The organism is Micromonospora palythoicola (assembly GCF_036689795.1).
Taxonomy (GTDB): Bacteria; Actinomycetota; Actinomycetes; order Mycobacteriales; family Micromonosporaceae; genus Micromonospora; species Micromonospora palythoicola.
In genome coordinates this window covers 38740-63630 of the sequence record NZ_JBAGKI010000028.1, presented here as the reverse complement: position 1 = coordinate 63630, position 24891 = coordinate 38740, and the positions used below count along the sequence as shown (strand labels likewise).

At 69.1% G+C, this 24891-nt stretch carries 16 protein-coding genes; 3 read left to right on the top strand and 13 right to left on the bottom strand.

Translation table 11 applies throughout. The features are described 5' to 3' along the window. Positions 1-232 precede the first annotated feature (232 nt). Both V5O40_RS15125 and V5O40_RS15120 read left to right on the top strand, forming a co-directional pair. Positions 233-1885 (top strand): glycoside hydrolase family 27 protein, encoded by a 1653-nt coding sequence (locus V5O40_RS15125; RefSeq protein ID WP_408631884.1) that lies wholly within the window; start codon positions 233-235, stop codon positions 1883-1885. Continuing rightward, positions 1882-3678: a family 43 glycosylhydrolase gene (locus V5O40_RS15120; protein ID WP_332906019.1), complete on the top strand. Its 1797-nt coding sequence runs from the start codon at positions 1882-1884 to the stop codon at positions 3676-3678. Before V5O40_RS15125 ends, V5O40_RS15120 begins: the two co-directional genes overlap by 4 nt. Positions 3679-3882: 204 nt before the next feature. On the opposite strand, the gene V5O40_RS15115 is transcribed toward V5O40_RS15120, so the two are convergent. From V5O40_RS15115 to chvE, 12 genes are all read right to left on the bottom strand, one after another. Continuing rightward, positions 3883-5979: an RICIN domain-containing protein gene (locus tag V5O40_RS15115; protein WP_332906018.1), complete on the bottom strand. Its 2097-nt coding sequence runs from the start codon at positions 5977-5979 to the stop codon at positions 3883-3885. A 382-nt stretch (positions 5980-6361) separates the two neighbouring features. Further along, entirely contained in the window at positions 6362-7864 is a 1503-nt protein-coding gene (gene araA / locus V5O40_RS15110) for an L-arabinose isomerase (protein WP_332906017.1), read from the bottom strand. A 27-nt stretch (positions 7865-7891) separates the two neighbouring features. Next, entirely contained in the window at positions 7892-8824 is a 933-nt protein-coding gene (yjfF, locus tag V5O40_RS15105; RefSeq protein ID WP_408631885.1) for a galactofuranose ABC transporter, permease protein YjfF, read from the bottom strand. A gap of 50 nt (positions 8825-8874) precedes the next feature. Then, on the bottom strand, positions 8875-9948 hold the full coding sequence (locus V5O40_RS15100; protein WP_332906015.1) for an ABC transporter permease: 1074 nt from the start codon (positions 9946-9948) through the stop codon (positions 8875-8877). Continuing rightward, the gene (locus tag V5O40_RS15095) at positions 9945-11486 is read right to left on the bottom strand and encodes a sugar ABC transporter ATP-binding protein (protein WP_332906014.1); all 1542 of its coding nucleotides are present in this window, start codon (positions 11484-11486) and stop codon (positions 9945-9947) included. The genes V5O40_RS15100 and V5O40_RS15095 overlap by 4 nt, the downstream gene beginning before the upstream one ends. Positions 11487-11666: 180 nt before the next feature. Further along, a complete protein-coding gene (locus tag V5O40_RS15090) occupies positions 11667-12674 on the bottom strand; it encodes an ABC transporter substrate-binding protein (protein WP_408631883.1) in 1008 nt (335 codons plus the stop codon). Positions 12675-12796: 122 nt separating this feature from the next. After that, entirely contained in the window at positions 12797-13489 is a 693-nt protein-coding gene (locus tag V5O40_RS15085) for an L-ribulose-5-phosphate 4-epimerase (protein ID WP_281581017.1), read from the bottom strand. Continuing rightward, complete coding sequence (gene araB / locus V5O40_RS15080; protein ID WP_332906013.1) at positions 13486-15156, bottom strand: ribulokinase; 1671 nt, start codon at positions 15154-15156, stop codon at positions 13486-13488. The genes V5O40_RS15085 and araB overlap by 4 nt, the downstream gene beginning before the upstream one ends. Positions 15157-15274: 118 nt before the next feature. Then, on the bottom strand, positions 15275-15508 hold the full coding sequence (locus V5O40_RS15075; RefSeq protein WP_332906028.1) for a hypothetical protein: 234 nt from the start codon (positions 15506-15508) through the stop codon (positions 15275-15277). Positions 15509-15683: 175 nt separating this feature from the next. Then, on the bottom strand, positions 15684-16928 hold the full coding sequence (gene mmsB, locus V5O40_RS15070; protein WP_164447110.1) for a multiple monosaccharide ABC transporter permease: 1245 nt from the start codon (positions 16926-16928) through the stop codon (positions 15684-15686). After that, entirely contained in the window at positions 16925-18472 is a 1548-nt protein-coding gene (mmsA, locus tag V5O40_RS15065) for a multiple monosaccharide ABC transporter ATP-binding protein (RefSeq protein ID WP_332906012.1), read from the bottom strand. The genes mmsB and mmsA overlap by 4 nt, the downstream gene beginning before the upstream one ends. Positions 18473-18553: 81 nt before the next feature. Further along, positions 18554-19684, bottom strand: a complete 1131-nt coding sequence (chvE, locus tag V5O40_RS15060; protein ID WP_332906011.1) for a multiple monosaccharide ABC transporter substrate-binding protein — start codon at positions 19682-19684, stop codon at positions 18554-18556. A 482-nt stretch (positions 19685-20166) separates the two neighbouring features. Here chvE and V5O40_RS15055 point away from each other — a divergent pair, with 482 nt between their 5' ends. Next, positions 20167-21477: a hypothetical protein gene (locus V5O40_RS15055; protein ID WP_332906010.1), complete on the top strand. Its 1311-nt coding sequence runs from the start codon at positions 20167-20169 to the stop codon at positions 21475-21477. A gap of 188 nt (positions 21478-21665) precedes the next feature. Here the strand turns inward: V5O40_RS15055 and V5O40_RS15050 are convergent, their stop codons facing one another. Next, complete coding sequence (locus V5O40_RS15050) at positions 21666-24668, bottom strand: glycoside hydrolase family 95 protein (protein WP_332906009.1); 3003 nt, start codon at positions 24666-24668, stop codon at positions 21666-21668. Positions 24669-24891 lie beyond the last annotated feature (223 nt).

Here is a 24891-nt window from a genome sequence, read left to right as displayed (position 1 = left end):
CCTGTCATCGGAACGGCACCTGCCGACACGGCGCGGCGGGAGCCGTGCGGGGCCCGCGACGGCGTGACGGCCGGCGATATCCGGGCCTGGCACCTCGGCGTCCCGGACGACTGCACGCGTACGTGGGCGGCGTACGCCGGATCCGCGCGGAGTTCCACCCGCCCGCCCCCACCGCACGCCGCCACGCCGGCGGCCGCACCGACCACCACACCGACACAAGGAGGAATCCAACGTGCGTAGCGCGAGAAGGTGGCTGACCGCCGCCCTCGGCATCCTGACGGTGACGCTCGCCGCGAGCTTCGCCGACGGGGTCGTCTCCCCCAAGCCGGCGCAGGCGCTGAACAACGGCGTCGCCCGCACCCCGCCGATGGGCTGGAACACCTGGAACACGTTCGGCTGCAACATCAACGAGACCCTCATCCGCCAGATGGCCGACGCGATCGTCAACCACGGTCTGCGCGATCTCGGGTACAAGTACGTCGTCGTCGACGACTGCTGGTTCAACCCGGACCGGGACGCGCAGGGCAACCTCCAGGCCCACCCGCAGCGGTTCCCCAGCGGCATGAAGGCCCTCGGCGACTACCTGCACTCCCGGGGCCTGCTGTTCGGCATCTACCAGGGCCCCCTGGACCAGACCTGCGCCCAGTACTTCGACTCCTTCCCCGGCTCCACCGGCAGCCTCGGACACGAGTACCAGGACGCCCGGCAGTTCGCCGCCTGGGGCGTGGACTACCTCAAGTACGACTGGTGCTCCCCGACCGGCACCATCAACGAGCAGGTGGCGCGGTTCAGCATCATGCGCGACGCGCTGGCGGCCACCGGCCGGCCGATCGTCTACAGCATCAACTCGAACAGCATCCACGAGAAGACCGGGCCGCAACGCAACTGGAGCGACGTGGCCAACCTCTGGCGGACCACCGAGGACATCACCAACACCTGGGACAGCGGCCAGACCAACGGCTACCCGATGGGCATCCAGAACATCGTCAACGTGAACGTGCCACTCGCCGGCTACGCCGCACCGGGCGGATTCAACGACCCGGACATGCTGGAGGTCGGCAACGGCGGCATGAACGACACCGAGATGCGCAGCCACTTCGCGCTGTGGTCGATGATGGCCGCGCCGCTGATGATGGGCAACGACCTGCGCTCGGCCAGCACCGCGACGCTCGACATCCTGCGCAACCAGCACCTGATCGCGATCAACCAGGACACGCTGGGGTTGCAGGCCGTCCAGGTCTCCCACGACGGCACCCGGCGGATCCTGGCCAAGCGGCTGGCCAACGGTGACGTCGCGGTCGCTCTGTTCAACCAGGGCAACTCCACCACGACCATCTCCACCACGGCGGCGGCGATCGGCAAGACCGGCAGCTCGTTCACCTTGCTCAACGCGTGGACCGGCGGCACCTCCACGACCACCGGCGCCATCTCCGCGAGCGTTCCGGCACACGGCACCGTGGTGTACCGGGTCAGCGGTGGCGGCACCACCAACCCGCCGGTCCCGAGCACCTTCCGGCTGCGCAGCGAGTCGGCCGGACGCTGCCTCGACCTCGACAACTCGAACACCGCGAACGGCACCGGAACCCTGATCTGGGACTGCCACGGCAACCCCAACCAGCAGATCACCCAGAACGGCCAGACGTTGCGGATCCTCGGCAAGTGCCTGGACGTGCCGACGAACGCGACGAACGGCACCCGGGTGCAGGTCTGGGACTGCAACGGCGGCACCAACCAGCAGTGGACGTTCAACGGCAACGGCACGGTGAGCAACGGCCGCTTCCCCTCGCTGTGTCTGGACGTCAACGGCGCCGGGACGGCCAACGGAACCGCCGTCATCCTCTGGTCCTGCCACGGCAACACCAACCAGCGGTGGAGTCGGGCATGAGCACCACGGCGCTCCGGCGCTTCGTCGCCGTGCTCGCGAGCGCGGCCTGCACGATCGCCCTGCTACCCGGCCCTGCCCGGGCCGACAACCCGATCGTCCAGCACATCTACACCGCCGACCCGGCACCAATGGTGCACAACGGTCGGGTCTACCTCTACACCGGACACGACGAGGACGGCTCCACCTACTTCACCATGCGTGACTGGCGGGTCTTCTCCTCGGCCGACATGGTGAACTGGACCGACCACGGCACGCCGATGAGTCTGGCCACCTTCGCCTGGGCGGACGCCAACGCGTGGGCCGGGCACGTCATCGCCCGCAACGGGAAGTTCTACTGGTACGTGCCGGTCCGGCAACGCTCGAACGGCCAGATGGTCATCGGGGTCGGGGTCGCGGACAGCCCGACCGGGCCGTTCCGGGACGCACTCGGCCGTCCACTGGTCGGCAACGGTGAGATCGATCCGCACGCGTTCATCGACGACGACGGTCAGGCGTACCTGTACTGGGGCAACCCGAACCTGTGGTACGTGCGGCTCAACCCTGACATGATCTCGTTCTCCGGCGGACCGACCCAGATCCCGCTGACCACCGCGGGCTTCGGTACCCGCACCGGCAACGCCAGCCGGCCCACCCTCTACGAGGAGGGGCCCTGGGTCTTCAAGCGCAACGGGCTCTACTACAACGTGTTCGCCGCGGAGTGCTGCTCGGAGTTCATCGGCTACTCGACGGCACCCGGCCCGACCGGCCCGTGGACGTACCGGGGAACGGTGATGCCCCGGCAGGGCTCCAGCTTCACCAACCACCCCGGCGTGATCGACTTCGCCGGTGGGTCGTACTTCTTCTACCACAACGGGGCGCTGCCCGGCGGTGGCGGATACACCCGGTCGGTCGCGGTGGAGAAGTTCACCTACGGCTCCAACGGGACCATCCCCACGATGAACATGACCACCGCCGGGGCACCCCAGGTCGGCACGTTGAACCCGTACGTGCGCCAGGAGGCGGAGACGATCGCCTGGGGGTCCGGCATCGAGACCGAGCCGTCCAGCGAGGGCGGCATGAACGTCGGCTGGCTCGACAACGGCGACTACATCAAGGTCAAGGGGGTCGCTTTCGGAACCGGCGCGACCACCTTCTCCGCGCGCGTCGCCTCAGCCACCAGCGGTGGCCGCATCGAGGTACGGCTGGACAGCACCAGTGGGCCGCTGGTGGGCACCTGCACGGTGGCCGGCACCGGCGGGTGGCAGACCTGGACCACCACCAGTTGCGGGGTGAGCGGCGCCACCGGCACCCGCGATCTCTACCTGCGGTTCACCGGTGGCAGCGGCAGCCTGTTCAACGTCAACTGGTGGCAGTTCGCCGGGGGCGGCAGCGCCCCGACGGCCTACCGGATCATCAACCGCAACAGCGGGCAGGTCGTCGACGTCCAGCAGCCGAACCTCGACAACCTCGCGGTGATCGGCCAGTGGAGCAGCAACGGCAACGCCTGGCAACAGTGGCGTTTCCTCGACGCCGGCAACGGCAACGTACGGCTGCAGAGCGTGCACAGCGGCAAGTGCGTCGACGTACGGGACGTCTCCACCGCCGACGGTGCGCAGATCATCCAGTACACCTGCCACGACGGCCTGAACCAGGTCTTCACCTGGCGATCGACCGGTGACGGCTACCACCAGCTGGTCAACGTCAACAGCAACAAGTGCCTGAACGTGGTCGGCGGCTCCACCGCTGCCGGTGCCGCCCTGGAGCAGCGTACCTGCGGCTCCGCGGCCAGCATGCAGTGGTCCCGCGCCGCCTGAGCCACAGGTAGCAGAGAACGGACGGGTGCCGGGTGGGAATGTTTCCTACCCGGCACCCGCATGTCCCCCGGCTGCCCGGCGGCGGCAATCGCCGGACCGGAGGAGGGGCCTGTCGCTCGCTCGGCGGGCGGGCGGCAGGCCCCGGTCTCTGTGGGTGTCGACCGGTCCGGCACCGGTGAGGTGTCGGACCGGTCGACCGTCACCTCACGGCGTGGCCAACTCGAAACGGCGCACCGTCACCGATCCGCCCAACGCCTGGGTGGCGTAGTTGAAGATGGCGAACCGGTAGCCCATGAAGAACGTCCAGTTGTTGTTCAGCGTCAACGCGTTGCCCAGCGGGACGAAGTTGACCCCGTCGGTGCTGTACGAGAAACGCGCCTGCCGACCGGAGCCGGGCCTGATGTCGGCGTTGGCCCGCAGCCAGATCCGTCCGCCGGAGACCGCGGCGCTGGCGATCTCGCTGCCGGTGCTGCTGGTGTCCCAGTTGCTGTTCATGTTCAGCCCGTTGGTCATGACCACCCGGGTGGCACCGTTGTCCCGTCGGACGCCGATCCACGCCGAGACGTCGCGCAGCATGGCCAGGCCGGCGCGATCACCGTCGCGCATCGTCGAGTAGTCGATCTCGACCGTGCCGGTCGAGGTCGGCCCCTGGATGCGGTGGGTGACCGTGTTGCGTGCCCGGTAGAGGTCGTTGGTCACGGTGGCGGTCTGCAGCCGGAGCCCGTTGTTCACCGACCACCGGCTGTTGTCGGGGTTGTGGTTCCACTCGTACTGCGGACCGAGGGTGGTGCCGGCGAACGTGTCGACACCGGTGAGCGGCTTGACCGGGCGCAGCGGCAGCGGGTTCGGGTAGTTGACCCCCCAGGCGCCGTTGACCGTCTGCACCTGCGGCCAGCCGTCCGCCGTCCAGGTGATCGGAGCGAGGGTCGGCATCCGGCCGCCCGGGTACGCGTCGGTGAAGGCCATGTAGTACCAGGAGCCGTTCGGCAGCTGCACCAACCCGCCCTGGTGCGGCACGCCGCCGCCGGAGATCGGACCCCGCATGTCGAGCAGCACCTGGCGCTGCTCGTACGGGCCGAACGGGCCGTTGGTGGACTTGAGCACGTACTGGCCGTTGGCCGGGCGGGTCAGCCAGATGTAGTACGCGCCGTTGCGCTTGTAGAAGCGTGCGCCCTCCAGGGTGCCGATGCTCGACGGGGTCTGGTAGACCTGCTGGGCCCGGACCTGGCTGCGGCCGTCGGCGGAGAGCTGCGCGACGCTGATGGTGCCGTTGCCGTAGGCGACGTACATGGTGTCGTTGTCGTCGATGAGCATCCCCGCGTCGTAGTAGCACTGCGGCAGGGTGGCGTGCCGGCTCCACGTGCCGTCGACGGCCGTGGCGGTGTAGATGTGGGTCTGGGCGAAGTTGATGCACCCGGCCCAGTAGTAGGTCTGGTTGCTCGGCCGGTAGTTCAGCGTGGAGGCCCAGATGCCCTCCACGTACGCCTGCTGCCCGGCGGGTAGGTCGTATTTGGTGCCGAAGTCCAGCCGGGGCACCGAGTGTCCGGCGAACTCCCAGTTCACCAGGTCGTACGAGCGCAGGATCGGGGCACCGGGCGAGTAGTGCATGGTGGACGCGGTCATGTAGTACACCTCGCCGACCCGGATGACCTCGACGTCGGCGAAGTCCTGCCAGACGACGGGGTTGGTGAAGCTGCCGCCGGGGGGCGGGTCGGTGGGGGTGCCGCCGCCGTCGACGCGGACGAGTTGCCACTGCTGGTTGGCGCCGCCCCAGTCGTCGTACTGCACGATGTTGCCGCCGTCGGCGGTCGAGGCGTTCTGCACCTCCATCACCTTGTTGGAGTTGCGGTTGATCAGACGTACGTAGCCGCCGGCCGAGTCGGCCAGCCGGAACTGCTGGTTGGTCCCGTTGTGGTCGCTCCACTGCACGATCGACGCGCCGTTCGCGGTGGAGAAGTTGTAGACGTCGAGCACCTTGCCCGAGTGCCGCGACTTGAGCCGGTAGTAGCCGCCGCCGGAGTCGACGAACTGCCACTGCTGATGGTTCCCGTCGTTACGCGACCACTGGGTGATCCGTGCCCCGTCGGTGGTGGCCAGGTTGTAGACGTCGAGCGCCTTGCCGCTGTTGCGGTTGACCAGTACGTACCACGCGTTGGTGTCCACCGTGGCCGCGACCGCGGGCGACGGTGCCACCGCGGCGAGGGAGCCGCCCACCACCAGCGCCACCAGGATGGCCGTCACCCGTGACAGCCAGCCGCGCCGGCCCGGCGCGGTCCGTGGGACCTCACCAATGGCAATCATGATTCTCCTTCAGGATGCGAGCAGCACGAACAGGGCGGTCCCGGCTGCGGCCCACGCCGTCGCCGCCACGGTGCCCTCTGTGATCGCTAACATGACCGCTCTGCCTAAGGGAGAGATCAGGTGACCACCAGTTGTGCAGCGACATGACACGTCCCGGACGGCCACAGATATCGTCCGCCTTCACTATTGACTGTGAGCGATAACACGGCCTTCGTCAAGACGTAACGTCCACGACTCGCGCGCCGCTCGCAGGAGCTCGCGGTCCCCGGCCGACGGGGTGGCGCACCGGCCGGGGACGCCTGCCACGCGCGGGCGCGGGCAGCCGCCGGCGTGGCGGGACGGGCCACGGTGGGCGGTCCCGCCACGCCGGCTTCGGCGGAGGTCAGAAACCCCGGGCGAGCCGGTAGTACGCCTGGTTCCAGCGCAGCTCGTCGGCGAACCGCCGGGGATCGGTGTCGGCGTCGATGACGACGAGTTCGGTACGGCTCATCTCGGCCAGGTCGTGCAGCTCCTCCACGCCCACCGCCTGGGACAGCACGGTGTGGTGGGGGGCGCCGGCGGTGATCCACGCCTCGGCGGAGCCGGGTAGGTGCGGCCGCGGCCGCCAGACCGCCCGGGCGACCGGCAGCCGGCGCAGTGGCTGCGGCGGAGACACCACGTCGACCTCGTTCGCCACCAGCCGGAAACGCTCGCCCATGTCCGCCAGTCCGAGCACCACCGCAGGCCCCGGCGCGGCGTCGAAGACCAGCCGGACCGGATCCTCGCGACCGCCGATGCTCAGCGGATGGATCTCCACGTTCGGCACGTCACCGGCGATCGACGGGCACACCTCGAGCATGTGGGCGCCGAGCACCAGTTCCTCGCCCGGGGTGAGGTCGTAGGTGTAGTCCTCCATGAACGAGGTGCCGCCCTCGGTGCCGACCGCCATCGCCTTGAGGGTGTGCACCAGCACGGAGGTCTTCCAATCCCCCTCACCGCCGAAGCCGTAGCCGTCGGCCATGAGTCGCTGCACCGCGATGCCGGGCAGTTGACGCAGGCCGCCCAGGTCCTCGAAGTTGGTGGTGAAGGCGCGGAAGCCACCGGCGTCCAGGAAGGTACGCAGGCCCAGTTCCAGCCGGGCGGCGTACCGCAGCGAGTCGTGCCGCTCACCGCCCGGCCGCAACTCGGCGGCCACCCGGAAGGTGTCGTCGTACTCCTTGACCAGATCGTCGATCTGCGCCTCGGCCACCTCGTCGACCACCCGCACCAGGTCGTTGACCCCGTACGTGTTCACCGAGACGCCGAAGCGCAGCTCCGCCTCGACCTTGTCCCCCTCGGTGACGGCCACGTCGCGCATGTTGTCGCCGAATCGCGCCAGCCGCAGCGAGCGCATGGCCGACCAGCCGATCGCCGCCCGGGTCCAGGCGCCGACGCGGGAGACCACGCGAGGATCCGAGACGTGCCCGGCCACCGTCTTGCGGGCCACCCCGAGCCGGGTCTGGATGTACCCGAACTCCCGGTCGCCGTGCGCGGCCTGGTTGAGGTTCATGAAGTCCATGTCGATCTCGTCCCACGGCAGCAGGACGTTGGCCTGGGTGTGCAGGTGCAGCAGCGGCGTCTGCAACGCGTCCAGGCCCGAGATCCACATCTTGGCTGGCGAGAAGGTGTGCATCCAGGCGATCACCCCGACCGCCCCCTGCGTCGCGGCATCCCGGCAGGTCCGCAGGATGTCGGCGCTGGTGGTCAGGACCGGCTTCCAGACCACCCGGGCGGGAATGTGCGGCGATTCGTCGAGCAGGGCGGCGATCTGACGGGACTGATCGGCCACCTGCCGGAGCGTGTCCTCGCCGTACATTGCCTGGCTTCCGGTGAGGAACCAGACCTCAGGTTCAGGGCGTGTTGCCATGGGAGTTGCCTTCCGCGAGAGGGGCGGTCACTTGTAGCGGATGCCGATGAGGCGCTGGAGCAGGATGAACGCGAAGAGCAGGCCTCCGATCACGATCTTGGTCCACCAGGAGTTGAGGCTGCCGTCGAAGGTGATCAGGGTCTGGATCACGCCGAGTACCAGCACACCGAGCACCGTGCCGAAGATGTACCCCGAACCACCGGTGAGCACCGTGCCACCGATGACCACGGCCGCGATCACGTCGAGTTCCATCCCGATGGCGATCAGCGGGGCGCCGGAGAGCGTGTAGAAGGACAGCAGGATCCCACCGATCGCCGCGCACAGGCCGCTGATGGTGTAGACGGCGATCCGGGTGCGGCCCACCGGCAGCCCCATCAGCAGCGCCGACTGCGGATTGCCGCCGATCGCGTAGACGTTGCGCCCCAGTCGCGTGTACGCCAGCACGTACGCGGCGATCAGCACCACCGCGAACGCGACGAGCACGCTGATCGAGACGAAGTTGCCCCGGGGATCGCCGATCCGGTACTGCGACATCGTGGTCCAGAACCCGTCGCTGATCGGGATCGACGCGTTGCTGATGAACGTGCACATGCCCCGGGCGAAGAACATCCCGGCCAGAGTGACGATGAACGGCTGGATGTCGAAGAAGTGGATCGCGCAGCCCATCAGGAACCCGAGAGTCGGCCCGATCAGCAGCGCGATCACCAGCACCGGCAGCGCGGGCAGGCCGGACTGGAGCAACCACGCCGAGACCATCGCGGTCATCGCCGCCACCGAACCGACCGACAGGTCGATGCCGCCGGTGAGGATAACGAAGGTCATCCCGACCGCGATGACGAGCAGGAAACCGTTATCGATGAAGACGTTGAAGACCACCTGGATGTTGGAGAACGCCCGGTACTGGGACACCCCGATGCCGTACATCACCAGCAGCAGGGCCAGTGTCGCCAGCACCGGCATGTGCCGCCGGGGCAGCTTGGCCCAACTCGGAGCGGAGATCGAGAGACTGGTCACGCCGGCACCTGCTCCTTCTGCCGCTGCGGCGACGACTGGGGCGGCGGTGGTGTCCCGGCCCGTCGACGGCGGAACTTCGCCCGGAAGGCCGGTGCCTGGATGAGGCAGACGGCGATGACGACGACCGCTTTGAACAGCAGCGCGGTCTGCGGTGAGATGTTCATGGCGTACACCGTGGTGGTGAGGGTCTGGATGATCAGGGCGCCGAGGATCGTGCCGCCGAGGTAGAACCGGCCGCCGGCCAGCGAGGTGCCGCCGATGACGACGGCGAGGATCGCGTCCAGCTCCACCCACAGGCCGGTGTTGTTGCCGTCGGCGCTGGAGACGTTGGCGGTCATCATGAACCCGGCGATCGCGGCGCAGGCGGCGCTCACCACGTAGACGAGGAAGACGACCCGACCGGATCGGATGCCCGCCAGCCGGCTGGCCTCCCGGTTGCCGCCCACCGACTCGACGATCATGCCGAGCGCGGTGCGCCGGGTGAACGCCGCCACCAGCAGGGCCGCGGCCAACGCGATGAAGATGGCCAGGGGCAGGGTCAACAGGTGGCCCAGCCCGATCGCCCGGTACGGACCGGAGTTGATGGTGATGATCTGGCCCTCGGCGATCAGCTGTGCGAGGCCCCGGCCGGCCACCATCAGGATGAGCGTGGCGATGATCGGCTGGATGCCGATGACGGAGACCAGGATCCCGTTCCAGGCGCCGAGCACCAGCGCGACCCCGAGCGCCATCGCGAGCGCGGTCAGCACGGTGACGAGGTTGTCCTGATCCGGCGCCCGGCTGATGTAGAGGCAGGCGGTGGCTCCGCTGATCGCGCAGATCGAGCCGACCGACAGGTCGATACCGCCGGTGGAGATGACCAGGGTCATGCCCAGGGCGACCAGGATCAGCGGTGCGCTCAACCGCAGGATGTCGATCGGGGTGCCGTACAGGTGACCGTTGTTGAGCTCGACGGCCAGGAACCCCGGACGGTAGACGGTGTTGGCCGCCAACATGACCACGAGCACGGCGACCGGCCAGAACAGCCGGTGGCCGAGCAGGGTACGGAAGCGGTTCCCGGCGTCGCTCATCGGCTCGCCTCCTCACGCTCGGTGCCGCTGGCGATGGTCTGCATGACGCGGTCGGCGTCCACAGTGTCGTCGTTGTCGAGCTGGGCGACCAGTTGTCGGTCACGCATCACGACGATCCGGTGGCTCAGGCGCAGTACCTCCTCCAGCTCGGCGGAGATGAACAGCACCGCCATGCCGCCGTCGGAGAGCTGTACCACCAGCTTCTGGATCTCGGCCTTCGCGCCGATGTCGATGCCCCGGGTCGGCTCGTCCAGGATGAGCAGTCGCGGTTCGGTGATCAGCCAGCGGGCCAGCAGGACCTTCTGCTGGTTGCCGCCGGAGAGGTTGCGCACCGGCATCTCCGGGTTGGCCGGACGGATGCTCAACGCCTTGATGTACCGGTCGACCAGTTCGTCCTGCCGGCGACGGGGGATCGGACGCAGCCACCCCCGGGCGGCCTGCATGGCCAGGATCATGTTCTCCCGCACCGACAGGTCGGCGATGATGCCCTCCGCCCGGCGGTTCTCCGAACAGAAGCCGATGCCCTGTTCGATCGCCTGCACCGGGTTGCGCAGGCCCGTCCGGGCGCCGTCCACCTGCACCTCGCCACGATCGGCCCGGTCCGCGCCGAACAACAGCCGCGCCACCTCGGTACGCCCGGAGCCGAGCAGTCCGGCCAGGCCGACCACCTCACCGGCGTGGATGGTCAGGCTGAACGGAGCGACCGCACCCCGGCGGCCGAGCTTCGACGCCTGGACCAACGGGGCGCCGCCCCCGGCCGCCGTCACCGTCTGCCGGGGGTGCTCCTCCATGAGTTCGAGCACGTCGAGTTCCTTGCCGATCATCTTCTCCACCAGCGCCAGCTGTGGCAGCTCGGCGATCGGGTACTCCCCCACCAGCGCGCCGTTCCGCAGCACGGTGATCCGGTCGGCGATGCCGTAGACCTGATCGAGGAAGTGGGTCACGAAGAGGATGGCGATGCCCTCGTCCCGCAGCTGCCGCATGATCCGGAACAGCTGCGCGACCTCACCGGCGTCCAGACTGGACGTCGGTTCGTCCAGGATCAGCACCCGGGCCTGCACGTCGATCGCCCGGGCGATCGCGACCATCTGCTGCACGGCCAGGGAGAAACTCGCCACCGGCGCGGTGACGTCGATGTCGAGGTCCAGCCGGGCCAACAGCTGGCGGGCCCGCCGCCGCACCTCGCCCCAGTGGACGGCACCGAAGCGGCGCGGCTCCCGGCCGATGAAGATGTTCTCCGCCACGGACAGGTTCGGACAGAGATTGACCTCCTGGTAGACCGTGCTGACCCCGGCCGCGGCGGCCTGCATCGGTCCGGTGAAGGCCACCTGCTCACCGTCGAGGGTGACGGTGCCCTCGTCGATGCCGTACACGCCGGTCAACACCTTGATCAAGGTGGACTTGCCAGCGCCGTTCTCGCCCATCAGGGCGTGCACCTCGCCGGGAAGGAGCCGGAAGTCGACGTTGTGGAGTGCGCGCACCCCGGGAAAGGACTTGCTGATCCCGGTCATTGTCAGGACCGGACGACTATCCGTCATCCCATCGATCCTCTTCTACTTTTCATCGATGCGGAAGGGCCAGTTGTACCGGCACGCCGCCCGGCCGGCCGGCGGGCCGGTCGGGCGGCGTGGCGCGGGACGTCGGGCCGGCCGCCCAGTCCGTCGGGAATGGGCGACGCGGCGGGGCCGCGCACGTCGGTGCGGCGGCCCCGTGCGTCATCAGTACTTGCGGTTGGGCAGGGCCTCCTTGGCCTGCTCCTGGGTGAAGGTGGTCTCCTCGGTCTCGATCCGCGGCGGCACCTCCTCACCGGCGTGCACCTTCTTGGCCAGGTCCATCAGCTGTGGGCCGAGCAGCGGGCTGCACTCCGCGATGAAGTTGAACTTGCCGTCGGCCAGGGCCTGCATGCCGTCCTTGACCGCGTCGATGGTGATGATGGTGATGTCCTTGCCGGGCTCCTTGCCCGCCGCGGTGATCGCCTCCAGCGCACCCAGACCCATGTCGTCGTTGTGCGCGAAGAGCACGTCGATCTTCGGGTGGGCCTTCAGGAACTGCTCCATGACCTGCTTGCCGCCCGCGCGGGTGAAGTCGCCGGACTGGGAAGCGATGATCTTCAGCTTGGGGTCGGCCGCGATCGCCTCGGCGAAGCCCTTCTTCCGGTCGTTGGCCGGGGCGGAGCCGGTGGTGCCCTGCAACTCGACGATGTTCACGTCGCCGGTCGCGTCCTTCTTGTTCTCCACCAGCCACTCGCCGGAGAGCCGGCCCTCCTTGACGAAGTCCGAGCCGAGGAAGGTCTTGTAGAGCGACTTGTCGGCGGAGTCCACCGCGCGGTCGGTCAGGATGACCGGGATGCCGGCGTCCTTGGCCTCCTTGAGCACCGTGTCCCAGCCCGACTCCACCACCGGCGAGAAGGCGATCACGTCGACCTTCTGCTGGATGTAGTTACGGATGGCCTTGATCTGGTTTTCCTGCTTCTGCTGCGCGTCGTCGAACTTCAGTTCGATGCCGGCCTCGGCCGCCGCCTCCTTGATGGAGTTGGTGTTGGCCGTACGCCAGCCGCTCTCCGCGCCGACCTGGGAGAAGCCCAGGACGAGCTTGTCGTCGCCGCCGCCGTCGTTGCCGCCGCCGGTGTCGCTGTTGCCGCAGGCCGCCACGCCGCCGGCGAGCAGCACGGCGGCGACGACCGCGATGGCGCGCCGACGCGCCATGGGCATTCGCATGTTCCTCATCGGATCTCCTCGGGTGGGGGTGCGGTTGTCCACGCCGGCCGCGGAGGTGCACGAGCAGCCAGCGCTGGTGGTGCGGAATCTGTGTGTCAGGTGGTGCCGGGCGACCCGGATCAGCGGGTCGGTCAGGAATTCGCCGGAGGCGATGAACGTTGGCCGTAGACGTTCTGGTAACGGTCGTAGAGGGCGTCGATGTCGGCCTGCGCCATCGGCACCGGTTGCCCGAGCGCACGCGTCAGGTGCGCGGTTCGGGCGACGTCCTCACACATCACCGCGGCCTTGACCGCGGCCCGGGCGGTACGCCCGATGGTGAAGACGCCGTGGTTGCGCATGAGCACCGCGGGCGAGCGGTGCCCGGTGAGGGTGCTGACGATCCCCTTGCCGATGTCGTCGCCGCCGATCAGGGCGAACGGGCCCACCGGGATCTCCCCGCCGAACTCGTCAGCCTGCGCGGTGAGGTGGCACGGGATCGACTCGCCCCGCGCCGCCCAGGCGGTGGCGTACGTGCTGTGGGTGTGCACGACGCCGCCCACCTCGGGCATGGCGCGGTAGACGTAGGCGTGCGCCGCGGTGTCGCTCGACGGCGACAACTCCCCCTCGACCGGCATGCCGTCGAGGTCGCAGAGCACCATGTTGTCGGCGGACAGGTCGTCGTAGTCGACGCCGCTCGGCTTGATCACCATGAGGTCGTGACCGGGGACCCGGGCGGAGACGTTGCCGGCCGTCCAGGCGACCAGACCGTACCGGGTCAGTTCCCCGTGCAGTCGGGCCACGCTCTCGCGCAACTCGCTGATCTGTCGGCTCAACTCGACGTTCACGCGAACACCTCCTGCGGCGACGACGCCGACTCAACTGCCGCGTTGCGGATCGCCCGCAGCCGCAGCATCACGTCGTTGGCGCCGCGACCGAAGTGGTCGTGCAGCGCCCGGTACTCGGCGTAGAGCGCGTCGTAGGCGCGCACCCGGTCCGGATCCGGCCGGTAGACCGCCGCCGCGATCCGACCCATCGCCTGCGACGCCTCGTGGATCGAGGGATGGGCACCGGCGGCCACGGCGGCGTGGATCGCCGAGCCGAGCGCGGGCCCCTGCGCCGAGCCGATGATGCCCAGTGGCCGGTTCGTGACGTCGGCGTAGATCTGCATCAGCAGCTCGTTCGAGGTGAGGCCACCGGCGATCACCAGATCGTCGACCGGCACACCGGCCTCGACGAACGCCTCGATGATCATCCTGGTGCCGTACGCCGTCGCCTCCAGCAGCGCCCGGTAGATGTCCTCCGGGCGGGTCGCCAGGGTCAGCCCGACGATCAGCCCGCTGAGGTCGTGGTTGACCAGCAGCGACCGGTTGCCGTTCCACCAGTCCAGCGCGACCAGACCGTGCGCGCCGACGGGCTGCGCGGCGGCCAGCTCGGTGAGTCGCTCGTGCGAGTCGACGCCGGCCGGGGCGGCGTGCTTGACGAACCAGCCGAAGATGTCGCCGACACCGCTCTGCCCGGCCTCGTAGCCCCACGCGCCGGAGCTGATGCCACCGTCGACCACCCCGCACATCCCGGCCACCTCGGCGGGGTGGGTGCCGTTGACCACGTGGCAGGTCGACGTTCCCATGATCGCCACCAGCCGGCCCGGGTCGAGCGCCTGGGCGGCGGCCGCGGTCACGTGCGCGTCGACGTTGCCGACCGCGACGGCGATCCCCTCCGGCAGCCCGGTCCAGGCCGCGGCGCGGGCGGTGAGTCCGCCGGCCCGCTCGGCGAGGGGCAGCAACGGGCCGTCCAGTTTGGCCACGAAGTCACCGAAACCGGGGTTGAGCGCGGTGAGGTAGTCCGCCGACGGGTAGCTGCCGTCCTGGCGGATGCCCTTGTAGCCGGCGGTGCAGACGTTTCGGGTCTCGACGCCGCACAACTGCCAGACGATCCAGTCCGCCGCCTCGATGAACCGCTCCGCCCGGTGGTAGACCTCCGGGTCCTCCTCCAGCAGCTGCAGGCCCTTGGCGAACTGCCACTCCGCGGAGATCTTGCCGCCGTAGCGACCGATCCAGGGCTCGCGACGCTCGTGGGCCAGGGCGTTGATCCGGTCGGCATGCGGCTGGGCGGCGTGGTGCTTCCAGAGCTTCACCCAGGCGTGCGGTCGCTGCCGCAGCTCCGGCACCTCGCACAACGGCGTACCGTCGGCCAGCGTCGGCAGCACGGTGCAGGCGGTGAAGTCGATGCCGATGCCCACCACGTCGACCGGGTCGACCCCGGCCGCGGCAACGGCCGCCGGCACCGCGTGGCGCAGCACCTCGCGGTAGTCCTCCGGATCCTGCAACGCCCAGTCCGGCGGCAGCGGCGTTCCTCCGTCCGGCAGCGCGGAGCTGATCACCGCGTTGCGGTACTCGTGCACCGCGGTTCCCAGCTCGGCACCGTCGCGGACGCGGACCACCAGGGCCCGCCCCGACAGGGTGCCGTAGTCGACGCCGACGACGTACTTGTCGCCCGCTGCCACACCGCTCATCTTCACCTCCGGCCGATGACGGACCTCAGTGTTAACGCTCACATCCGATGTCGTCAAGACACCTCCCGGCAACAGCTCCGTAACGGACTGCATGGTCGCAGGCCCACCCCCCGGTCGGCTACCCCGGTGCCACCGCATCGACCGCGATTCCGGTGCCGACCGCCCGCGCTCTCGTCTCCCGGCACCCCCGCGAAACCTCCGCCGGCCGGACCCCGACGGTCGACGACACCGGTTCGGTGAACACCGCCAGCGGATCGTCGACCAACCGGGCGGGACCGAGTTCCGCCGCGCCGACCAGGGCGGCGTCGTCGCCGAGGGCCGCGGTACGCAGCCGTACCGTCTCCCGGGCCACCGGCGGCACGTGACGAGCGCTGCGGGCCCGCGCCTGCGCGGCCGAAGACCACCGGGCCGGGACTGGACCAATCCGACCGCCGCGGGTCAGCTCCGGACGACGCGGAGTTGACCCGACGAGGTGTTTCCGCACGGTGACCCGACGTCAAACGTCGATCCCGGCCCCGACGCCTCGCTCAGCGGCTGGCACCGGCGCGGCGCTTGTTGTAGACGTCGAAGGCCACGGCGACCAGCAGCACGAGGCCCTTGACCACCGACTGCAACGACTGGTCCACCCCCATGAGCTGCATCCCGTTGCTCATCACCGCCATGATGAGCCCGCCCACCATGGCGCCGACGACGGTACCGACGCCACCGGTGACCGCCGCACCGCCGATGAACGCCGCGGCGATCGCGTCGAGTTCGAACATGTTGCCCGCCGCGGGCTGCGCCCCGTTGGAACGGGAGGAGAAGATGATGCCGGCCACCGCGGACAGGAAGCCCATGTTCACGAAGATCCAGAAGTTCACGGTGCGAACCTTGACCCCGGACAGCATCGCCGCGGACAGATTGCCACCGATCGCGTAGACCTGACGTCCGAAGACCGTGCGCCGGGTGAGCAACCCGTAGACGAGCACCAGGGCGGCCAGGATGATCAGCACGATCGGCAGGCCACGCGCGTGGGCCAGTTGCCAGGCGAACCACATCACCACGGCACCGACCAGCGCCATCCGCGCGACGAACAACGCGAAGGACTCGACGGGCTGCTGGTAGCGGACGCGGGCCGCCCGGGTGCGGAAGCAACTGACCACGTAGCCGGCCACCGCGATGCCACCGATGAGCAGGGTGAAGGCGTCGTAGCCGTCGCCACCGATGAGTCCGTTGAGGAACCCGGCCGCGATCCGGTTGTACTCGGCCGGGAACGGCGACAGCGAGATGTTGTCCAGCACCCGCAGGGTGAGGCCACGGAACAGCAGCATGCCGGCGAGGGTCACGATGAAGGCCGGGATGCCGACGTACGCCACCCAGAAGCCGTGCCAGGCGCCGACCGCGATCCCGACCACCAGGGCGGCCAGCACCCCGACCCACCACGGTTGTCCCTGCCGGATCACGACCACCGCGGAGACCGCGCCGGTCAGCGCCACCACCGAACCGACCGAGAGGTCGATGTGCCCGCCGATGATCACGATGACCATGCCGATGGCGAGCACCAGGATGTACGAGTACTGCAGGACGATGTTCGTGATGTTGCCCGGGCTCAGCGACAGACCGTCGGTCAGGAACGCGAACAGGGCGACGATGACGACGAGAGCGACGAAGATGCCGCTCTGCCGCAGGTTGTTCATGATCAGCGTACGTGGGTCGCTGGTGCCGACGTGCACTGCGGCGGAAGCGCTCTCGGCCGACTTCCGGTCGGCCGAGGTGGGCTTGGTGCTGGTCATCCGACGCTTTCCTTGTCCTTCGCCATGAGTTCCATGAGCTTTTCCTGGGTCGCCTCGGCGACCGCCACCTCGCCGGTGATGCGCCCGGCCGACAACGTGTAGATGCGGTCACACATGCCGAGCAGCTCCGGCAGTTCGGAGGAGATCATGATGACGGCTTTGCCGTCGGCCACCAACCGGTTGATGATCGTGTAGATCTCGAACTTGGCGCCGACGTCGATACCCCGGGTCGGCTCGTCCAGGATCAGCACCTCGGGGTCGGTGAACAGCCACTTCGACAGCACGACCTTCTGCTGGTTGCCGCCGGACAGCTTGCCCACGACCGACATCACGCTCGGCGCCTTGATGTTCATGTCGCGCCGGCTCGTCTCGGCGACCTTGATCTCCTCGTTGTCGTGCACCCAGCCCAGCCGGGCGAGCCGGCGCAGCCCGGCGGCCGAGATGTTGCGCCGGATGTCCTCGATGAGGTTCAGGCCGAAGCGCTTGCGGTCCTCCGTCGCGTACGCGATGCCGTTGCCGATGGCCTCCGCGACGGTGCGCGCCCGCACCTGCCGGCCGTGCATGAACAACCGGCCGGTGATGTCCCGGCCGTACGCGCGCCCGAAGACACTCATCGCCAGTTCGGTCCGCCCGGCGCCCATCAGGCCGGCGATGCCGACGACCTCGCCGGCGCGCACGTTGAGGTTCGCGCCGTCGACGACCAGCCGGTCCTGGGTCGGGTGGCGCACCGACCAGTCCTCGATGCGCAACACCTCCTCCCCCGGCGTGGAGACCCGGTCGGGGTAGAAGCTGTCGATGTCGCGGCCGACCATCCCACGGATGATCCGTTCCTGGGTCACCTCGCCGGAGGTCATCTCGAGCCGCTCCACCGTCCGCCCATCCCGCAGCACGGTGGTGGAGTCGGCGACCGAGGTGATCTCGTTGAGCTTGTGCGAGATCATGATGCAGGTGATGCCCTCGTCGCGCAGGCGGCGCATCAGGTCGAGCAGGTGGGCCGAGTCGATGTCGTTGAGGGCGGCGGTCGGCTCGTCGAGGATGAGCAGCCGCACCTTCTTGGAGATGGCCTTGGCGATCTCCACCAGCTGCTGCTTGCCGACGCCGAGTTGCACCACCGGCGTCATCGGGTTCTCGTCCAGCCCCACCGAGGCGAGCAGCTTCGCCGCCTCGGCGTTGGTGCGGTTCCAGTCGATCAGCCCGCCGGGCCCGCGCTGCTCGTTGCCGAGGAAGATGTTCTCGGCGATCGACAGGTACGGCACCAGGGCGAGTTCCTGATGGATGATGACGATGCCCCGCTGCTCACTGTCGCGGATGCCACGGAAGTGCACCGGCGCGCCGTCGAGGAGGATCTCGCCGTCGTAGCTGCCGGAGGGGTAGACCCCGGAGAGCACCTTCATCAGGGTGGACTTGCCGGCGCCGTTCTCGCCGCAGATGGCGTGGATCTCCCCACGGCGTACCGCGAGGGTGACGTCCTGGAGCGCCGCCACGCCCGGGAAGGTCTTGGTGATGCGACGCATCTCGAGGATGTTGTCGTCCGTGCTCACCATCCTGAGCCTCCAGATCGTCGTGGGTGTCAGGGGTGTCGCCGGGCTCGGCGGCGGTCGCCGCCACCGAGCCCGGCGGTGCCGTCAGCCGGCCTGGCCGGCGGCGACCTCCTCGGCGGTGAAGTAGCCCGAGTCGATCAGGACCGGCTTGATGTCGTCCTTGTACACCGTCTGGACCGGCAGCAGATACGACGGGACGACCTTGACGCCGTTGTTGTACGTCTCGGTGTCGTTGGCCTCCGGCGTCTTGTCGGTCAGGAACGCCTCGGCGGCGATGACGGCCTGCTCGGCCAGCAGTCGGGTGTCCTTAAAGATGGTGGAGCTCTGCACCCCGTCGTCGATCAGCTTCACCGAGGCGATCTCGGCGTCCTGACCGGTCACCACCGGGAAGTCCGCCCCCTTGTAGCCGGCGTTCTGCAGGGCGGTGATGATGCCCCGGGACAGCCCGTCGTACGGCGACAGCACGCCGTCGACCTTGGTGCCGCTGTTGTAGCTGGAGGTCAGCAGGTCCTCCATCCGCTTCTGCGCGGCCTCCTGCTGCCACCGCAGGATCGCCACCTGCTCGATGCTGGTCTGCCCGGAGGTCACCTTCAGGGTGCCGTCGTCGATGAACGGCTTCAGCGTGTCCATCGCACCGTCGAAGAAGAAGTGGGCGTTGTTGTCGTCGAGCGACCCGGCGAACAGCTCGATGTTGAACGGGCCCTTCGCCTCACCCTTCGCGCCGTCCTTGGTCTGCACGCCGAGACCGACCAGCAGGGCGGTCGCCTGGGCGACGCCGACCTTGTAGTTGTCGAAGCTGACGTAGAAGTCGACGTTCGGGCTGTCCCGGATGAGCCGGTCGTAGGCGATGACCGGGATGTCCGCGTCGGCCGCCGCCTGCAACTGCCCGCTCAGCGCCGTGCCGTCGATCGCCGCGATGATGAGCACGTCGGCACCCCGAGTGATCATCTGGTCCACCTGCTGGGACTGGGTGGGGATGTCGTCACCGGCGTACTGGAGGTCGACCTGGTAGCCCTTGGCTTCCAGCTTCTCCTTGACGGAGTTGCCGTCCGCGATCCACCGCTCGGAGGTCTGGGTCGGCATCGAGACGCCGATGGTCAGGTCGCCGGGCTGGTCGCTGTCGTTTCCGCCGCTGCCGGCGCCGTCGCCGCTACAGGCCGCCATGCTCAGCGCCAGGACGGCGCTACCGAGAGCGGCCAGGACTCGTCTGTTCACTGGCTTCCCCAATCTGGAACTCGCGCCGTCGCACCGGCTGCGCGGGTCGCACTTGGGGCCCAAGTGTTAGCGCTCACAATGCCTAGGTCAACACCTGGTTCGAAATCCCGCGGTCACGGTCTCGTAACGAACATCGCGCTCATCCGTCCGACCGAGTCGTCGCAGTTCAGGGCACTGATCACGAGGGGCGTCCGGGAGGTCGCCCGGGCCGGCCGGGCGCCGGTCATCGACGTCAGAGAATACGGCAAGCCAGAGCCAACGGACACCCCTTTGTCCACACCCGACCAGCCGGCGATCGGCACGCCGCGGCGGCGCCTCGATGTGAACACTGAGTTTCCGCCTCGTTACCAAGGCGGCCTTGACACCGGCCGGGTCGGCGCCGATGCTCTGCTAAATCAGTTTAGCGCCCGCTGTTTCGGAGTTCGACAGAGCCGCTCCGGCACGTAGCCGGACCAGACGGACGCGTCCAACAAGGAGGGCCGATGAGACTGCGCAGGACGCTCGTCTCCGTCACCGCGGTGCTGCTGCTGGCCACGTCCGGCACCGCCGCCTACGCCGCGACCAGGGATCACGGCGGCGGCAGCGGTGGCATCCGCAGCGTCACCCCCATCACCACGGTCTACACCTACGGCCAGAAGGTCTCGGCCGTCGCCGTCGAGTACGGCGCGACGGTCAACCCCCGCAAGCTGGACAACTCGACCTTCGCGGTCTCCGACACCAGCTACAACTTCCGCTTCAACCCCATCGAGGACCTGCCCAAACTGACCGAGCGGACCATCACCCACACCTCCACCAACAGCACCGCCACCGTCCGCGCCGACCGCCGGTCGGTACCCGGCAGGTACGTCATCGTCGAGCTGGACCCCGACCAGAACGCCGGCTGGACGGTCATCGTCTCCAAGTGCCCGACCTTCCTGTGCACCGTGAAGGTCAACCCGGAGCTGCCGACCCGGGTGACCCAACGCAAGGACGTGCACGCCCAGCCGGGCAAGGGCAGAGGTGCCGGGCCGGTGCTGGCCAAGGGTTCACCGCGTACTTCGCACGGTGTCACTGAGGCACCGGTGAACCTGCTCGTCGACGAGTTCCGCTACGGCTCGTACCTCAGTGGCGGCATGGTGCTGCCGTACCACTACCACCTGCCGAAGAACTACCAGCCCGGCCGGAAGTACCCGCTGATGGTCGTGCTGCCCGGGCACGGCATGGGCTGGGACGGCGACAACACGGGCGTGCAGATCGCCGCCGACATCCCGGCGACGGCCTGGCTCCAGCCGAGCGTCACCGGCAGCCGCGAGGACGTCATCGTGCTCGCTCCGCAGCACCAGCGGGTGGGCGACGTGGCCGAGGCGGAGCTGCTGGTCAAGCTGGTCGAGCAGTTCAGCAAGGACCACGCGGTGGACACCGAGCGGGTGTACGCCACCACCGTCTCCTACGGCTCGCGGCTGCTGTGGGAGGCGTTCGCCAAGCGTCCCGACCTGTTCACCGCCGGCCTGGTCACCGGTGGTTTCCAGGTCAGCGCCGGCCAGGCGGCGGCGATCGCCGCCGCCGAGATCCCGCTGTGGATCACCCACGGTGTCAACGACCACCTGCTGAACATCTCGCTGGCCCGCAACTCCCGGGCGGCGCTGCGGTCGGCGTACGAGGCGCAGGGCAAGACGCCCGAGCGGATCGCCGAGTTGCTGCACTACACCGAGTACGGCAACGAGGCGTTCACGCTGCCCGACCACCACGCGGCCTACGGCCCGACGTACGACGACCAGAGCATCCTGCAGTGGCTGCTGGCCCAGCGAAAGTGAGCATGGCCGGCTAGTGCGGCGGCCAGGAACGTCGGCGGTGTCGCGGCCAGGTCCCGGCCGGCGACCCGGGGCACGTTCCTGGCCACCGCGCCGGCTCGCCGGCCACGACAGGGATGTCGGGGCCGGCGAGCCTTCGGGACGGGTTCGCTGGACCTGTCGGCGGCGACCCGGGAGATCCGCGTCGGCTGTCAGGCGCCGATCGCGATGGCGAAGATGTGCATGGTCGGCACGTTCGCCGCCGGACGTGCGCTGATGTTGGGCAGTTCCACCCGGGCCACCGGCTTGTTCTGCAACGTCACCCCGACGTAGTAGACGCAGGCGGCGGTGTTGTGCCGCTGGTTGCCGGGCCGGTTCTGGTACGCCATCACGACGGCGGCGGTGCCACCGGCGTGCGGGCCGCCGTACCAGTCGGGGGTGCTGAGGGTGAACGTCTGCCGGGTGCCGTCGGCGTAGACCACCGCGGCCGTGCCCGACACGGCCCCGTAGGTGCCGGTGGCGAGGAAGCCGAGCGTCCGGCCCGTGCCGGTCAGACCGATCGACTGCCCGGAGGCGATGGCGTTGTCCGCACCGCCCGGTGCCACGTTCGGCCAGCGGAAGGTGACCCCGTTGCGGCTCAACGTGCTGCCCGGCGTGACCCCGGCCTGCGCCAGGGCCTGCGCGGAGAGGGTGGCCCCGTTGCCGTCGAAGTTGCCGGCGCCGGTGTTGTTGTCGTTGGTGGTGCTGACGTTGGTGAAGCTCTGCTCCAGCGGCGGCGCGGTGGGCGTGCCGCCGGAACCGGTGGCCCGGTAGGTGCGCCCCGCAGCGACGGTGACCTCGATCAGGTCGTTCTCGACCTTCGTGGTCCGGGCCGGGGTGCCGTCGGCGGTGTCGACGACGGTGTGGTTGCCGGTGAACATCCGGCCTCGCAGCCGGACGGTGCCGGCCCGGTCCGGCCGGACGAGAATCTCGGTGGCCTGGCCGTTGCTCCAGGTGATGCCGACGGTGTGACCGCCCCGGCCGCGCAGGCCGCTGACCCGTCCGTTGGGCCAGGCCGCCGGCAGCGCCGGCAGGATGTGCAGCTCGCCGACGTGGCTGTGCAGCAGCATCTCCGCGATGCCGGCGGTGGCGCCGAAGTTGCCGTCGATCTGGAACGGCGGGTGCAGGTCGAACATGTTCGGCGCGAGCCGGGCCGGGGTGGCCAGGAAGCGGATCAGGTCATGGGCCCGGTTGCCCTCCTCCATCCGCGCCCAGAAGTTGATTTTCCAGGCGAGCGACCAGCCGGTGCCGTCGTCGCCCCGGATCTCCAGGGTGCGCCGGGCCGCCTCGAACAACTGGGGGGTGCCGCGCCGGGTGATCTGGTTGCTGGGTGCCAGCCCGTAGAGGTGCGAGATGTGACGGTGGTTCCGTTCGGTCTCGACCCAGTCGTAGAGCCACTCCATGATGTTGCCGCGCGACCCGATGCGGTTCGGCGCGAGCCGGTCCCGGGTGGCCCGGACCTGTGCCCGGAAGGTGGCGTCGGTGTTGAGGATCTCGCTGGCCCGGGCGCATCCGTCGAAGAGATCCCGCAGGATCTGGTTGTCCATCGTGGGCCCCGCGCAGACGCTGGCGTCGGCGTGGTGGCCGATCTCCGGTGAGTTCGACGGGTTGGTCACCAGGTAGCCGAGGCTCGGCTCGGTCACCAGGGTGTCGAGGAAGAACTGCGCCGCGCCCTTCATCGCCGGATAGTTCGCCCGGAGGAACTCGACGTCCCCGGTGAACAGGTAGTGGTCCCAAATCAGGGTGGCCAGCCAGGCGCCGCCGGTCTGCCACATGCCCCAGAAGGCCCCGTCGACCACGGAGGTGGCGCGCCAGGCGTCGGTGTTGTGGTGGGTGACCCAGCCGCCGGCACCGTACTGCACCTGCGCGGTGCGGGCCCCGGCCACCGCGAGGTCCCGAACCATGTCGAAGACCGGCTCGTGGCACTCGGACAGGTTCGTGGTGTTGGCCGGCCAGTAGTTCATCGGCAGATTGGCGTTGATGGTGTACTTCGAGTCCCAGGCCGGGGTCAGCGAGTCGTTCCAGATGCCCTGGAGGTTTGCCGGCTGGGTGCCCGGCCGGGAGGACGAGATCAGCAGGTACCGCCCGAACTGGAACAGCAGTGCGGAGAACTGCGGATCGTTGACGCTGTTGTGCTGCGCGATCCGCACGTCGGTCGGTTGGTCAGCGGCGGAGGTGCGCCCCAGGTCGAGGCTGACCCGCCCGAACAGCGCCTGGTAGTCGGCGACGTGCCGAGCGCGCAGCTGGTCGTAGCTGCTGGCCCGCGCGGCGGTGAGGTGACGCCGTGCGATGCCCTGGTAGTCCCCGCCGACGTTGCGGTAGTTGACGTAGCTGGAGCCGATCGAGACCAGCAGGGTCACGCTGGTGGCACCGGTGACCCGCAACGTGCCACCGGAGCTGCTCACGGTGCCGCCGCTGACGGTGGCGTTGGCCAACGCCAGGAAACGCACCGCGCCGTTGACGCCCTCCTGGTTGCCGGAGACGCCGTCCAGGGCGATGGTGGTGCCGTCCGGGCTGGACACGGAGGTCCGCTGCGGGCTGTCGAACGTGGCGGTGAAGGTGATCGAGCCGGCCCGGTCGGCGGTCAGCCGCATCGCGATGACCTGGTCCGGTGCGCTGGCGAAGGTCTCCCGCTGGTACCGCACACCGTTCATCACGTACGACACGCTCGTCGTCGCGGTGGTCAGGTCCAGGTGCCGGTTGTACTGCGACGCCCCGCCGGAGGTCGGGAAGCTCAGCCGGAGGTTGCCGACGGTCTGGTACGCCAACTGCCCGACCGGGTTGCCGAGCATGTTCTGGTTGATCAGGTTCTGAGCCTGGCTCCACTGGTTGGCGAACACCAGGCGCCGGATCTCGGCCAGCGCGCCCAGCCCACGGGGGTTGCTCGGGTCGTGCGGTCCGCCGGCCCAGACGGTGTCCTCGTTGAGCTGCAGCCGTTCCGCGTCGACGTTGCCGAAGACCATGGCACCGAGGCGGCCGTTACCGATCGGCAGCGCCCGCAGCCAGTCGGTGCCGGCGGCCTCGTCGTACCAGAGCGCCAGGTCACCGGCGGCCAGCACCTGCGGCGGTGCCGCCGAGTCCGCCCGGGCCACGGCCGTCCACGGCAGCGGCAGCAGGGCGCCACCGGCACCCGCCGCACCGATCTTGAGAGCCTGCCGTCGAGTCAGGTCTGACATCGATCCTCCAACCGTGACCGATCCGGCCAGGCGAAGCCTCACTGATCGCCGGCAGGCCCAGAACGGCTCATACGTCTGATGTGTTTCGCGAATGTTATCGCCGGGCAGCGCAATAGGCAACGGTCGATTCGAGCCCTCGGCGACTCCTCCGCCGACCAGACAACCTGTCCTTACCAGGCATTGGGCGAGTCAAGGCACAGCGCTATCGCGCCCCGCAGCGGCC